The 13478-nt window shown below is 63.2% G+C and carries 11 protein-coding genes and 1 pseudogene; 5 read left to right on the top strand and 7 right to left on the bottom strand.

Annotation, left to right across the window (positions count from 1 at the left end; all coding sequences use genetic code 11):
- The first annotated feature begins 190 nt into the window (after positions 1–190).
- Positions 191–508 (top strand): DUF3509 domain-containing protein, encoded by a 318-nt coding sequence (locus QMK50_RS18475; RefSeq protein ID WP_095169404.1) that lies wholly within the window; start codon positions 191–193, stop codon positions 506–508.
- On the opposite strand, the gene QMK50_RS18470 is transcribed toward QMK50_RS18475, so the two are convergent.
- Entirely contained in the window at positions 505–1005 is a 501-nt protein-coding gene (locus QMK50_RS18470) for a phosphate-starvation-inducible protein PsiE (protein ID WP_095169403.1), read from the bottom strand. The two genes, QMK50_RS18475 and QMK50_RS18470, sit on opposite strands and share 4 nt — an antisense overlap.
- Positions 1006–1297: 292 nt before the next feature.
- On the opposite strand from QMK50_RS18470, the pseudogene QMK50_RS18465 reads away from it, so the two are divergent.
- Positions 1298–1552, top strand: a pseudogene (locus QMK50_RS18465) (YebG family protein); the annotation flags it as partial.
- Between the two features lie 168 nt (positions 1553–1720).
- Here QMK50_RS18465 and QMK50_RS18460 read toward each other — a convergent pair.
- Together QMK50_RS18460 and QMK50_RS18455 are read right to left on the bottom strand one after the other, a co-directional pair.
- The gene (locus tag QMK50_RS18460; protein WP_320333679.1) at positions 1721–3511 is read right to left on the bottom strand and encodes an acyl-CoA dehydrogenase C-terminal domain-containing protein; all 1791 of its coding nucleotides are present in this window, start codon (positions 3509–3511) and stop codon (positions 1721–1723) included.
- Between the two features lie 155 nt (positions 3512–3666).
- Positions 3667–4686 carry a Leu/Phe/Val dehydrogenase gene (locus tag QMK50_RS18455; protein ID WP_095169400.1) on the bottom strand — a complete coding sequence of 340 codons (1020 nt, stop codon included), beginning with the start codon at positions 4684–4686 and terminating at the stop codon, positions 3667–3669.
- A 184-nt stretch (positions 4687–4870) separates the two neighbouring features.
- Here QMK50_RS18455 and QMK50_RS18450 point away from each other — a divergent pair, with 184 nt between their 5' ends.
- Positions 4871–5674: a SirB1 family protein gene (locus QMK50_RS18450; protein WP_320333678.1), complete on the top strand. Its 804-nt coding sequence runs from the start codon at positions 4871–4873 to the stop codon at positions 5672–5674.
- Between the two features lie 58 nt (positions 5675–5732).
- Positions 5733–6563, top strand: a complete 831-nt coding sequence (locus QMK50_RS18445; RefSeq protein ID WP_320333677.1) for a class I SAM-dependent methyltransferase — start codon at positions 5733–5735, stop codon at positions 6561–6563.
- Positions 6564–6579: 16 nt separating this feature from the next.
- On the opposite strand, the gene maiA is transcribed toward QMK50_RS18445, so the two are convergent.
- From maiA to hmgA, 3 genes are read right to left on the bottom strand one after another with little or no spacing between them, the layout of a single operon-like run.
- On the bottom strand, positions 6580–7215 hold the full coding sequence (gene maiA, locus QMK50_RS18440; RefSeq protein ID WP_095169398.1) for a maleylacetoacetate isomerase: 636 nt from the start codon (positions 7213–7215) through the stop codon (positions 6580–6582).
- Between the two features lie 12 nt (positions 7216–7227).
- Positions 7228–8532: a fumarylacetoacetase gene (gene fahA, locus QMK50_RS18435; RefSeq protein ID WP_095169397.1), complete on the bottom strand. Its 1305-nt coding sequence runs from the start codon at positions 8530–8532 to the stop codon at positions 7228–7230.
- 3 nt (positions 8533–8535) lie between these two features.
- On the bottom strand, positions 8536–9840 hold the full coding sequence (gene hmgA, locus QMK50_RS18430; protein WP_320333676.1) for a homogentisate 1,2-dioxygenase: 1305 nt from the start codon (positions 9838–9840) through the stop codon (positions 8536–8538).
- Between the two features lie 162 nt (positions 9841–10002).
- Here hmgA and QMK50_RS18425 point away from each other — a divergent pair, with 162 nt between their 5' ends.
- Positions 10003–10809: an IclR family transcriptional regulator gene (locus QMK50_RS18425; protein WP_095169395.1), complete on the top strand. Its 807-nt coding sequence runs from the start codon at positions 10003–10005 to the stop codon at positions 10807–10809.
- Positions 10810–10811: 2 nt separating this feature from the next.
- Here the strand turns inward: QMK50_RS18425 and QMK50_RS18420 are convergent, their stop codons facing one another.
- A complete protein-coding gene (locus QMK50_RS18420) occupies positions 10812–13367 on the bottom strand; it encodes a LuxR C-terminal-related transcriptional regulator (protein WP_320333675.1) in 2556 nt (851 codons plus the stop codon).
- Between the last annotated feature and the right edge of the window lie 111 nt (positions 13368–13478).

Here is a 13478-nt window from a genome sequence, read left to right as displayed (position 1 = left end):
GGCTGTGCCGGCCCTATCGCGGGCGAGCCCGCTCCCACAGGATGGGGTCAGGCTCGCTGATCTTCAGGTGATCACCCCCGCGGGCATGCCCCTTGCTACGTCACTGCTATCTGCCGACGGTCCGGAACTGCGAACAATTGCGGGCGCAGTCGGTCAATGACTGCACGATCCAATCAAGCGGTGACGCATTATGGACAACCCCTTCCAACTGATTACCGACACCTTTGCCGCCGATTATCAGATCAACCTGAGCATTCAGGGGCTGGACGGCGGCATCATGCTGACCCTGTCCAACGCCGGGCGCATCGTCGCCAAGCGGATGATCAGCGTCGCCCAGCGCAACGATCCGCAGCGTTTGAAACGGCTGGTGCAAAGCATTCAGTTCGGCATCGCCATCGAGCAAGGGCATAGCGCCATGGCTATTCTCGAAGCCATGACCGACAGCGACAACCTCAAGTTGCCGCCGCCGCTGGCCAAGGCCGCCCTGCCCCTGTCAGCCCGCCCTTAAAGCTCGCCCTTCTCGACTTCCGGGTGCTCACTGGAGCCGGCACCCACCTTGCGTTGCGGGTGCTCGATCTTCACCGAGGGGAACTGCGAAGAGGCATAACGCACCACCAGGATGGCAAACGCCAACAGCAGAATCCCGCCGCACAGGTAGATGATGCCCACGTCCGGCGGGTTGTGGTGCGACACGTTGGAGATCAGCAGGCGGGTCAAGGCGGTGATCGCGACGTAGATCAGAAACCGCACGGGCATGTGGTTGGTCTTGAAATAAATCCCGACCATCGCCCCCAGTTCCAGGTAGATGAACAACAGCAAGATGTCGTCGATCTTGATGTGTCCCTCTTCGATCATGCCAAGAAATTCCATGACCGCCGCCCAGGCCGTGACCGCGCCAATGGCGAACAGGGCCAGGTAATGGAAGGTTTCGACGAACAGGTTGCCCAGGGTTTCCGCCAGCTCATGCACGTTCTGGCGAATTCGCTCCGCCCAATGGATTTTCACGGTAATTATTCCTTAGGTCGGTTCGACCGGATGATGCGGGTTCGATATGACTGTTGTTCTGCATGCAGAAAAAAGGCCAGCGGCTGTGATGTGAGATGACGGTGGACCGGGATTGGACACTTTGTGTGCCTGAGCACTGCGCGGAGCATGGCATAGCGCCACCTGACAAACCGTGAAACCGGTCTAGATTAAAAAGCGACTACCCAAAGGACCGGGATTGGCTTATCCTTTCGCTGTATATAAATACAGTAGTCGTAATAGACAACTAATGTGAAGGCATGTGAGGTGGTAAATGGCCGTCGAAGTGGTATACCGCAGCAGCCGAGATCTGGAGCGCTTGTTCATGGATAAAGCCGAAGCTGACCGTCATGACAAAATGCTCGAACTCGCCGAGTTTCTGGCACAAGTGCTGCAAAAAGCCGTTCCGTCCCTGACCGAACAGCAAGTGGAAGAAGCCGGTATCTACATGGCGAAGAATCGCGATGTGTTCGCCAAGGCGTTCAAGAGCCAGCCGGACGCCCTGACCGAACTGCTCAGCGCCCCTGCCCCGGCTGTACCAGCGGTCGAGCCTGCTGAACCCGCCGCAGAGGTCGAGCCAGGCGAACCCGCCAAGGCTGCCAAACCGGCCAAGGCGGTCAAAGCCGCGAAGTAATTACCGGCAGAATTGAACAGGCCCTGAATCAATGATCCAGGGCCTTTTTCATGCCTGTAGCGATTAGAAGGCGAAGCTGGTTTCGGGCATCGCCATCAGCGACTCCGCTCCCGCCAGGACTGCCTCGCGATGGGCACTGGCCCGAGGCAAAATCCGGTCGCTGTAGAACCGCGCACTGTTCAACTTGGCCCGGTAGAACTCGACTTCCTCGGTGCCGGCGGCCATGGCCGCTTCGGCACGGGCTGCCGCCTGCAACCAGAAGCCGGCCAACAGCACATAGGCCGAGTACTGCAGGAAGTCCACGGAGCAGGCACCAATCTCCTGCACATTGACCGCACTGATGGCGATCACGTGAGTCGTCAGCGTTCGCCATTCCAGCACCCGCGTCTCAAGCGCCAGGACCAGCGTGCTCAACTCGCTCGACAAGGCGTGACGGGCGCACCATTGATCCAGTTCGTCCTGCAGCGCAGTGAGCTGTTGGCCGCCATCGGCGAGCAGCTTTCGACGGATGAAATCCAGCGCCTGGATGCCGTTGGTGCCTTCGTAGATCTGGGTGATGCGACTGTCGCGCATCAGCTGCTCCATGCCCCACTCGCGGATAAAACCGTGGCCACCGTAAATCTGCACTCCGAGGCTGGCGACTTCCTGGCCCATGTCGGTGAAAAACGCTTTGACGATGGGTATCAGCAACGCCGCGCGCTGACTCGCCTGCTTGCGCGCCTGGGCATCCGGGTGGGCATGTTCCAGGTCCAGTTGCTGCGCGGTGTAGGCCGCCACCATGCGGCAGCCTTCGAGCAGGGTTTTCTGGGTCAGCAACATCCGCCGCACATCGGGGTGGACGATGATCGGGTCGGCGGCTTTGTCCGGCGCGGCAGAGCCTTCCAGCGCTCGCGACTGCAAGCGTTCGCGGGCGTAGCTCAAGGATCCCTGGAACGCCCGCTCGGCAATCCCCAGGCCTTGCAGGCCAACCTGGAAACGCGCGTCGTTCATCATGGTGAACATACAGGCCAGTCCCTGGTTGGCCGCGCCGATAATCCAGCCGCTGGCACCGTCAAAGTTCATCACGCAGGTCGAGGTGCCCTTGATCCCCATCTTGTGCTCGATGGCCCCACAACTCAGGTTGTTGCGCCGCCCCAGGCCGCCGTCGGCACCGGCGATGAACTTGGGCACCAGCAGCAGGCTGATACCCTTGACCCCGGCCGGGGCATCCGGCAATCGGGCCAGCACCAGGTGCACGATGTTCTCGGAAAGATCCTGCTCGCCACCACTGATGAAGATCTTGCTGCCGCTCACCGCATAACTGCCGTCCGCCTGGGGTACGGCGCGGGTGCGCAGCAGTGACAAGTCAGTCCCGGCCTGGGGTTCGGTCAGGCACATGGTGCCGGTCCAGGTGCCGCTGACCATTTTTTCCAGGTAGAGGTTTTTCAGCGCCTGGTCACCGTGTTTGTACAGGGCCAGCACCGCGCCTTCGGTCAACCCGGAATACACCCGAAACGACAGGCTGGCGGCCATCAGCATTTCATGAAAACTCGCCGCCACCATCTGTGGAAAACCCTGTCCGCCGTATTCGCTCGGCCCGGTCATGCTGGCCCAGCCGTTGTCGACGTACTGTCGATAGGCCTGGGGGAAACCGTCGGGGGTGCTGACCTCACCGTTGGTCAGGATGGCGCCTTGTTCGTCGCTGTTGCGGTTGAGCGGCGCCACCACCTGCGCGGTGTAACGCGCTGCTTCGTCCAACACGCCATCGATCAGTTGCCGATCAAGGCCGTTACCCAGCAACTCACAATGGGCACTGACATCGAATAGTTCATGCAGGACAAAGCGCATGTCCCGCAAAGGTGCTTGAAAGCTCATCTACGACCCTCCCGTCCATCGGCAAAATTTAGCCAGCCTCTACCTTGCCGAAAAAACCGCGGACGGCCGCAAGCCCGGCGTGACAAAAAATGCTCACCGAGCGGCTCTTGCTGAAAATAGCGCGAACAATACGGGCAGGCCTGGGGAATGGGAGCTCAGCGATAAAGCAGGCGTTCCGCCAGTTCGTCCGCCACCCGCGCTGGCGAGCGTTTTTCCGCCTGGGCATGGGCGAAGACTTCAGTCAGGCGCGATCTGATTTGCGACAGATGCCCGGTGATGCTCGACAACTCATCGCCGCGGTGCTTGAGCACCACGTAGATCAGCCCACCGGAGTTGATCACATAGTCCGGCGCATAGAGGATGCCACGCCCCTCCAGTTGGTCGGCGACGCTGAGGTTGGTCAACTGGTTGTTGGCCGAACCGGCGACCGCCGCACAGCGTAACTGCGCCACGCTGTGGCTGTTGAGTACCCCGCCCAGGCCGCAGGGCGCAAGGATGTCGCAGGGGGTGCTGAGCAGTGCCTCGTTGGCAATCGGATGGGCGCCCAACTGCTCCATCGCCAGTTGCACCTTGCCCGGGTCGATATCGCTGACCAGCAACTCGGCCCCCGCGGCATGCAGTTGCTCAGCCAGGGCAAAACCGACATTGCCCAGGCCCTGGATCGCAACGCGCAAGCCTTCCAGGTTATCGCTGCCCAGGCGCGCCATGGCGGTCGCTCGAATTCCGGTGAACACGCCCATCGCTGCATGTGGCGATGGGTCGCCCGAGGCGGTGGTGCTGGTGACATGCTGGGTTTGCTGGGCGATGCAGTCCATGTCAGCCACCGAGGTGCCGCTGTCGATGGCGGTGATGTAGCGGCCATCGAGTTGCTCGACACAGCGCCCGAAAGCCTCGAACAGCGCCGCGCGGTTTTCCACATGCGGCGGGCGGATGATCACCGCCACTCCGCCACCCTGGGGCAAGCCCGCCAGGGCCGCTTTATAGCTCATGCCCTGGGCCAGGCGCACAGCATCCGTCACGGCGCTTTCATCGTCGGGGTAGGCAAGGTAACGGCACCCACCCAGGGCAGGTCCCAGGCGGCTGCAATGAATGGCAATCACGGCCTTCAACCCGGTGGCTGGGTCGACGCTCAGGTGTAGAGATTCAAGGCGAGTGCTTTGCATGAGAGCGAACATCGTGGGGCTCCCGAATCACTTCCAGTAGTCGCCAGTATAGGCGCGCGGGCAAAAATTGCTGGAGCGCACCGGAATAAGCAAAGCCCCACGCCAAGGCTTTCCGGCATAACTTGCACGCCCTCGCGCGCGGCACTGGACGAATGCTTGCGACGGGGCTAAAACGGGGCATTCGCCGGAGATTTCAATGAACCCGCGCCACGCTTTTTTCGCCTGCCTGCAACGCTCGCCCCCGGCGCTTTTTGAAGCAGCGCTGTGGATCGCGGCCGAACACGATGCGCAGGTGCAACCGCAGGTTTTGCTGGAGCAGTTCAAGGATCTGCTGCAGCGGGTCAGCAGTGGCCTGCCGATGTTGCCGGTCAGCGAATTGGCGCAACCGCTGCTGCGCCTGCTCAACGACCTGGGTTACCAGCAGGACGAAGCCACCCCGTTGCGGCCCCAGGCGGCCTTGCTCAACAAGGTCCTGGAGCGGCGCCGCGGGCAGCCGCTGGCGCTGGGCCTGATCGCCCTGGAACTGGCTCGCCGCCTGGAGATCCCCATGGTCGGGGTCAACTTCCCCGGACACTTCCTGCTACGGGTACCCGGCGCCGATCATCTGCTCGACCCCTGCGGCGGTCGACGCTTGTATCCCAACGATTGCCGGGAGCTGCTGCAACGCCAATATGGCCCGAACATGCCCCTCAACGCCGAGCACCTGCTGACCAGCGAGCCGCTGCAGATGCTCCAGCGCCTGTCACGCAACCTGCGCCAGTTGTACCTGGCCAACGACGACTGCATCGGCGCGCTGATCGATGCCGAGCGGGTGCTGGAACTGGGCAACGCCAACGCCAGCGACTACCTGGCCCGCGCCAGCCTCTACCAGCGCCTGGACTGCCCCAACGCCGAACGTTTCGACCTGGAGCACGCCCTGCTGCTCAGCGACGACCCGATCCAGCGCCTGCGCCTGACTGAACGCCTGGGGCATCTGCCACCCAACTCGATTGTGCATTGAAGCGATGGATGGTCCACTGGCGCCCTGGATTTTTTGCGCCACCACGGACGAGGCTGTCATGCACTTACCTTCACCTGCGGAACGTTTCCTGGAAGATTTCCACCAGCGCCGACCTGGCACCACCAGCGTCGCGTTTGCCCACTTGTGCAGCGAACAGCATGCATCGTCCTACGCCGCGCTGGCAGCCACCCTACCGAGCTCGTCCGCCAGCCTGAGCGTACTGGACCTGGCGTGCGGCAACGGCTATCTGCTGGAACTGCTCGAGCAACTTTATCCGCAACGACTGCAGTTGACCGGCGTCGACCTCAGCCAGGCTGAATTGGACGAAGCCCGCGCGCGTTTGCCCGCCAGTGTCAGCCTGATCAAGGAGCGGGCACAGGCGCTGTCGCTCGGCACGGCGAGTGTCGACGTGGTGGTGTCGCATCTGGCACTGATGTTGATGGACGACATTGAGCAAGTGCTCAGCGAAATACGCCGCGTGCTGCGCAAGGATGGCAAGGTTGCGACGATCGTTGGCCGGGGGTTTCTGTTGGGTGCGGTGGGCGAGGCGTATCTGCAGGTATTTCGCCAGGTGGCGCAGCAGGACGCCTTGGCGCATTTACCGATGGGTGATCCGCGCATGCGTACCGAGGAGGGTTGGCGAGCGCTGTTCAGCGCCGACTTCGAGCAGGTGACGGTGCAAGACATCGATGTGGCTTGGCAGCCCGACTTCGCCGAGCTCTGGCAATCACTCAGCGCCACCTACGACGTCGACCGGCTGACACCCGCCGCCCGCGTGCAATTGCAGGAACGATTCAAAACCGCAATCGATCACCTGCCACACACCGACGGCACCTTCGCGACCGGCTGGGGATTGCGCCTGATCCAGGCACACCCCCGCCAGTGTTGAATGCTTGGAGCCGCCGTTACGGAGTATCCGGCTGATTGGCCGGATGGGCCTGGATGAACGCCGGGTGTAGGGCTGCCAGCGCGGCAACCCGGCGAATCCGTGGATAGGCTTCAAGGCTTAAGTTGAAACGCTCGGCTGCATACAGCTGAGGGATCAGGTACACATCCGCCAGCCCCGGTGCGCTGCCAAAGCAGTAGCCCGCGTCGCCGATCAACTGCTCGACGGCCGCCAGCCCCTGGCTGATCCAGTGGCCGATCCACTCCACCACCTGTGGCTCGTCGTGGCCCAGCTGACGCAGCTTGTTGAGCACGCTGACGTTGTGCAGTGGATGAATGTCGCAGCCAATCAACGCCGCCACCGCACGCTCGTGCGCACGCTGGGCGAGGTCGCCGGACAGTAGTGGCACCTGTGGATAAGCTTCTTCCAGGTACTCGATGATCGCCGGTGACTGGATCAGCAGCTCGCCTTGATCGGTGCGCAAGGCCGGCACCCGGCCTTGCGGGTTGATCTGCAAGTAGGCCGGCTGACGGTGTTCACCACCTTGTGGGCCGATCAGGTTGACCGCCAGCGCCTGGTAATCCAGACCCTTGAGGGCCAGGGCAATGCGCACCCGGAACGACGAGGTCGAGCGGTAGTAGGTAAAGAGCTCCATTGGCCGATCCTCTCAGCGCGCTGGCAGGATCTTGCCCCGGCATTCGCCGAAGCCGATGGACGCAAAACCGTCACGGCTGCAACGCGCGCGCAGGATGATTTCGTCGCCGTCCTCGAGGAACTTGCGCACTTCGCCGGATGCCAGCTCGATCGGCTTTTTACCGCCCTCGGTGATTTCCAGCAGGCTGCCGAACTGACCGCTCTCAGGCCCCGACAAGGTGCCCGAACCGAACAGGTCGCCGGCCTGCAACTGGCAGCCGTTGACGCTGTGGTGCGCGACCATCTGCGCCACGGTCCAGTACATGTGCTGGGTGTTGCTCAGGGTCAGGCGGTGCGCCGGCAGATTCTGCTCGCGCATGGCTTCGGTCAGCAACAACACTTCCAGTTCGATATCAAAGGCCCCCGCGGCCTGGTCGCGGTTGTCGAGCAGATACGGCAGCGGTTGCGGATCGCCCTGCGGACGCGCCGGCTGGGCAAGACGGAAAGGCTCCAGGGCCTCGGCGGTGACGACCCAGGGCGAGATGCTGGTGATGAAGCTTTTCGACAGGAACGGCCCCAGTGGCTGGTACTCCCAGGCCTGGATATCGCGTGCCGACCAGTCGTTGAGCAGGCAGAAACCGGCGATGTGCTCAGCGGCGTCGCCGATGGCAATCGAGTCGCCCATGGCATTGCCCTGGCCGATCCAGATCCCCAGTTCCAGCTCATAGTCCAGGCGCGCGCACGGACCGAAAGTCGGCTCGCTCTGACCGGCTGGCAGGGTCTGGCCTTTCGGGCGACGGACCTCGGTGCCGGACGGGCGAATGGTCGACGCGCGGCCATGGTAGCCAATCGGCACGTACTTGTAGTTCGGCAGCAGCGGGTTATCTGGACGGAACAGTTTGCCGACGTTCTGCGCGTGCTCGATGCCCACGTAGAAGTCGGTGTAGTCGTTGATTCGGGCCGGCAGGTGCATCTGGCAGTCGGCGGCCAGGTGCAGCAGTTTGGCGCCCTGGGCTTCGATCTTGCCGCGCAGGGTGCTGCCTTCGGCCAACAGTTCGAGCAAGCGCTCGCGCAGGGCAACACGGGGGCCCCGACCGAGCTCGAAGAAGGCGTTCAACTGACCGCCACGGGTGGCTTGCACCGCCGTGCGGGCCGCGCCGTCAAACAGGCCGGCGTCGAGCGCTGCCTCGAGGTCGAAAATCTGCTCGCCGATCGCCACACCGCTGCGCGGCGCCGAACCCTGGGTGCTGAACACGCCCAGCGGCAGGTTCTGCAATGGGAAATCCGCGTGGCCGTTGGCACAGGCAACCCAGCTACGAGTGGGGGTGGTCTGGGTCATGGGTTATCTCCGGTTCGGGTTGAAAGTGGCGGGCAGCGAGGCCCAGCAAGCATCGTAAGTGTTTTGCAGTTGCGGGCAATCGAGGGCGAAGCGGCTTGGGCGCAGCACCTGGCTGGTCTCGAACATAAAGGCCATGGTGTTGTCGATCTTGCTCGGCGCCAGCTCGGCGTTGATCGCCTTGGTACAGGTTTCGCCGTCCGGGCCATGGGCGCTCATGCAGCTGTGCAAGGACGCACCGCCGGGCAGGAAGCCTTCGGCCTTGGCGTCGTATTCACCCTGGATCAGGCCCATGAACTCGTTCATCAGGTTGCGGTGGAACCAAGGTGGACGGAAGGTGTTCTCGGCCACCATCCAGCGCGGAGGGAAGATCACAAAGTCGAGGTTGGCCAGGCCGTGGACACTGGTCGGCGAGGTCAACACGGTGAAGATCGACGGGTCCGGGTGATCGAAGCTCACCGTGCCGATGGTGTTGAACCGTCGCAGGTCGTATTTGTACGGCACGTTATTGCCGTGCCAGGCCACCACGTTCAATGGCGAATGATCGAGCTCGCAGGCCCACAACTCACCGAGGAATTTCTGCACCAGGGTGGTCGGTTGCTGAAGGTCTTCGTAGTGCGCGACCGGGGTCAGGAAGTCTCGCGGGTTGGCCAGGCCATTGCTGCCAATCGGCCCCAGGTCCGGCAGGCGCAGAGGCGCGCCATGGTTCTCCGCCAGGTAGCCACGAGCCTGCGGATCGAGCAGCTCGATACGAAATTTCAGGCCACGTGGCAGCACGGCGATTTCCAGCGGCGCAAGCTCCAGCACACCGAGCTCGGTGGCGATGCGCAAACGCCCCGCCTGCGGTACCAGCAACCACTCGCCATCGGCGTTGAAGAACACCCGCTCCATCGAGCGATTGGCACCGTAGTGATAGATGCTGATGCCCGCCGGTTTCTCCGACCCGGAGTTGGCCGCCATGCTCACCAGGCCGTCAATGAAGTCGGTCGGTTCGGTTGGAATAGCCAAGGGGTTCCAGCGCAGGCGGTTGGGCGTGACCTCGCCCAGCGGGCCACCGGCCAACTGCCGCTCCAGCTTGACGAATGCCGGGTGATTGGCCGAGGGCTGGATGCGGTACATCCAGGTCCGTCGCGCTTCGCTGCGCACCATGGTGAACGCGGTGCCGGAGAACAGTTCGGTGTAGAGGCCGTAAGGGGCTTTTTGTGGCGAGTTCTGGCCGACGGGCAAGGCGCCGGGCAGGGCCTCGCTGGAAAATTCGTTGCCAAAGCCTGACTGGTAAGCCAGCGCTGGCGCCGTTGAATCGAGGTTCATGGAGCCTCCTGAACAGGGAGTAGGCCGTGGCCATGGCTCCGCTTCAGAGTTTTGGCACGTCCAGGTTATTTTTATCGTAATTCGATTACGCATAACGTAATTTGATTGGTATTGACCGTCAAGCTATAAAGACGCCCATTCATCTATAGATACGACCCCACCATGGAAAAGCCGCGCGCCACCAGCGACAGCAACGGTAAACAGAAAGTCCGCTCGGCTGAGGTGGGCACCGACATCCTCAAGGCCCTCGCCGAGCTGTCGCCCTCGACCTCGTTGTCGCGCCTGGCCGAACATGTGCAGATGCCAGCGAGCAAGGTGCACCGCTACCTGCAGGCGCTGATTGCCAGCGGTTTTGCCGAGCAGAATGCCGCCACCAATCACTACGGCCTGGGACGCGAGGCCCTGCGTGTCGGCCTGGCCGCACTGAACAGTATGGACGTGCTGAAAGTCGCCGCCCTGCCCCTCTCGGAGCTGCGCGACGAACTGAACGAGACCTGCTTCCTCGCGGTCTGGGGCAACCAGGGCGCGACCGTGGTGCATATCGAGCCGGCGGTGCGGGCAGTCACGGTGGTGACCCAACTCGGCTCGGTCCTGCCGCTGCTGAGTTCGTCCACAGGACTGGTATTCAGCGCCTACCTGCCCCACCGCGAAACCGCCGAGTTGCGTGAGCAGGAAGTCGGCGCAGCCCAGTCCCATCCACTGGCCAGTGAACTGGCCTACGCCAGTTTGTGCGAACAGATTCGCGGACGCGGCCTGCACCATGTGCACGGTTTGCTGATGCCGGGGGTGGATGCGCTTTCGGCACCGGTGTTCAACGCCGTCGGGCAGGTCGCCGCAGTGCTGACCATCGTCGGTCCGACCTCATTGTTCCATGCCGACGAAAACGGCCCGGCCGCCCAGCGCCTGCTGGCCGCGACTCGGGCCGTAAGCTGGCGCATGGGGCATGACGGCGGCACCCACCCGGCCTGAGCTCAGGCGAAAAAGCCCAGCGCCTTGGCCTTTGCCACGGCCTGGGTGCGCCGCTCGACCGCCAGCTTGCCGTTGATCCGCCGGGCGTGGGTCTTGACCGTGTGCAGGGAAATGAACAACTGCTCGGCGATTTGCAGGTTGGAGTTGCCTTGGGCGATCAGGCTCAGCACTTCTATTTCGCGCTGACTCAGGGGATTGTCGCGAACGCACGCCGGCGCCGGCTCCGGTGTTGTCGCCTGGGTCTGCGGCGCAACAAACAAGCACGGCAGGCTGCGTTGCAACTCTGCCAGTGCCTGATGCAGGTTGCAGCGTTCGACCAGCACCTGCGCAGCCTGCAGCGCCGCCCTGGCCTCGACGGGCTGGCCCAACAGCCACGCCACCTGCGCCACGCTCAGTTGCAGCACGGTTTCCAGCCCCAGCATCCCGCATTGACGCGCCTGCAGCAGTTGGGCATTGAGCTGCGCCAACGGCTGTGAGGCCTGGTGCAGATACACCTGGGCGACGACCAACAGGTATTCCAGGCGCGGAATCAGTTCCAGGCTCGCCGGCGGGGCCTGTCGGGCCTGCGGGCCGTGGTAATGGCGCAGCACCCGGGTCAGGGCTTCGTGAGCCAGTTCCGGGCGTCCCTGTTGCAACCAGAAGTGACTGCTGACTTGCAGCAGTACCCCGCGATACACCGTGTCGGGAATATGCCGGCGCTGCATCATGCGTTCGGCGTCGCGCAAATGGATAAAAGCCTGGGCGAAATCCCCCTGGTTGGCGGCCACCTGCGCCAGGCCCAGGTAGCCATACAGCACGCGTTTGTCGTGATTGCGCAAACAGGCCTCGAGCCCGCTTTCGAAAAACTCGATGGCCCGAGCCTCCTGCCCCTGGCACAACGCCAACCGACCGCGCCGCAGGGCAATTCGCCCCAGCAACGGGGTGGCGGACCTGGCGTGCTGGCACAGCAGTTGGTGAATGCCGCTCAACAGGCTTTCGGCGCGATGGGGCGCACCGCGCTGCTCGAGCAACTGCGCGTGATCGAGCTCCAGCAGGCCCTCGAACAGCAACGCGCCCTGGGCTCGCGCCAGGCACAGCGCCTCGCGATTGAGCGCCTGTGCGACATCCAGCTCGCCACGCAGCAAGGCCTGTTGGGTCAGGCCGGATAAACACAGCAAGCGAGCGGGCCAGGCGCTGACCGGCAGGTCCTCCAGGGCTTCGAGAAAATGCCCGCGGGCCGGCGCCATCCGCCCCTGCAGGTGCAGCAGCCAACCCTGTTGCGCCTGCCACCGCGCCACCAGTTCGCGCTGCTGGGCGGCGGACGGCTGCGGCGCAAAACGCGCCATGTGCTCGATGCACAGGCCAGCCTCTTCGAAGCGCCCGGCAAACAGCAAGGCAGCCGTGATCAACCCGACCAGTTGCGCACTGCACAGCAGCAAGTCGGCGCCTTGCTGCTCATACAGACGCAACAACAACACCACATTGTGCTGCTGGAACAAGTGTTCGAAGCCAAAGTGCTGCAACAGGCTGATAGCCATTTCGTATTCGTCGGCCAACAACGCCTGTTCGAACGCCGCCTGCCAGTCTTGCCCAGCGACGAACCACTGGCAGGCCCGTCGATGCCATGAGCGACCGGCCTCCCAGGCCTCATCGCGCACCAGTTGCGCCACCGGTGCAAAGACCTGCAGCCACTCGGCGGAGTCTTCCCAGGGTTCGATGAAACACCCCAACTCCTGCAGGGTTCGCATCAAGTGCCCACCCTCGCCCGCGCCGAACAAATGCTCGCACAACCCCAGGTTAAATCGCGGCAGGTGGGCCAGCACTCGCCAGGCTTCGACCCACTCCGGTGCCAAGCCGCTGAACAGCTCATGCTGCAGGTAATCAAGCATGATCGCCGAGCGCCCCTCCTTGAGCTCGCTGGCACTGCGGCCGTTACCATCTTGCAAAGCCACGCGCACGCTGGCGCACCAGCCACCGCTGCGCTGGAAGATCCGTTCGCTGGCATTGGCGCACAACGAATGGGGAAGCTGGACGATCAATTGCTGGATTTCGCCACGACTGAACGCCAGCTCGGGGCCGGCGCCCTCGTACAGGTCATCGTTGAGCAATAAGCGTGGCCAGTTGCAGTGCGGCCGCCTACGCCCACCCAGCCACCAGGTCAGGGCCGGGCTGCTATGGGTCAACAGGCGATCGAGCAGGGCATCGAGCTGCGGGGCGGGCACACGGCAGTAGTCATCCAGAAACAACCAGGTGGGTGTCTGCCAACGAGCCAGGCAGGCCAGCAACTGCGCCTCGTTGTCGACCACCAACCCGAGTGCCTGGGCCACCGCCCGAGAAAACTCCTCAGGACTCGAGGCGACCCCATTCAACGCCAGCCAGTGCACCGTACAAGTCGCCGGGGCCTGCAACAGGCACTCGGCGAACAACGCGCTCTTGCCGCTGCCTGCCGGCGCGCAGAGCAACCTCACCCGGGCGGGCGAGGTCAGCAACGGCTGCGCCAGACGCTCGCGGCGTACGTGCAGGGAAGACAGGCGGGGCAGGAATCCCGGGCGGTCCAGACAGTGCGTCATGGCGGTCATTGCAGCGGACCTTTTTATATTTGTGAACCCACCCTAGCCCTCTCTCGCGGCCTTGTTGAGAAACATTCAGAAGGCTGATTGCTAGCCATAAAAAAACGACCCAGAGGTTAA

It is taken from the genome of Pseudomonas sp. P5_152 (genome assembly GCF_033989915.1).
Classification (GTDB): domain Bacteria; phylum Pseudomonadota; class Gammaproteobacteria; order Pseudomonadales; family Pseudomonadaceae; genus Aquipseudomonas.
Note: the sequence above shows the minus strand (reverse complement) of the source record. Positions and strands in the feature narration are given on the sequence as shown.

Excerpts from the sequence above, each read along its gene's own strand:
- hmgA (WP_320333676.1), bottom strand. The coding sequence starts at position 9,840 with ATGAACCTCGATTCAACGGCGCCAGCGCTGGCTTACCAGTCAGGCTTT.
- fahA (WP_095169397.1), bottom strand. The coding sequence starts at position 8,532 with ATGACCCAGACCACCCCCACTCGTAGCTGGGTTGCCTGTGCCAACGGC.
- QMK50_RS18445 (WP_320333677.1), top strand. The coding sequence starts at position 5,733 with ATGCACTTACCTTCACCTGCGGAACGTTTCCTGGAAGATTTCCACCAG.
- QMK50_RS18475 (WP_095169404.1), top strand. The coding sequence starts at position 191 with ATGGACAACCCCTTCCAACTGATTACCGACACCTTTGCCGCCGATTAT.
- QMK50_RS18460 (WP_320333679.1), bottom strand. The coding sequence starts at position 3,511 with ATGAGCTTTCAAGCACCTTTGCGGGACATGCGCTTTGTCCTGCATGAA.
- QMK50_RS18425 (WP_095169395.1), top strand. The coding sequence starts at position 10,003 with ATGGAAAAGCCGCGCGCCACCAGCGACAGCAACGGTAAACAGAAAGTC.
- QMK50_RS18420 (WP_320333675.1), bottom strand. The coding sequence starts at position 13,367 with ATGACCGCCATGACGCACTGTCTGGACCGCCCGGGATTCCTGCCCCGC.
- QMK50_RS18450 (WP_320333678.1), top strand. The coding sequence starts at position 4,871 with ATGAACCCGCGCCACGCTTTTTTCGCCTGCCTGCAACGCTCGCCCCCG.
- maiA (WP_095169398.1), bottom strand. The coding sequence starts at position 7,215 with ATGGAGCTCTTTACCTACTACCGCTCGACCTCGTCGTTCCGGGTGCGC.
- QMK50_RS18455 (WP_095169400.1), bottom strand. The coding sequence starts at position 4,686 with ATGTTCGCTCTCATGCAAAGCACTCGCCTTGAATCTCTACACCTGAGC.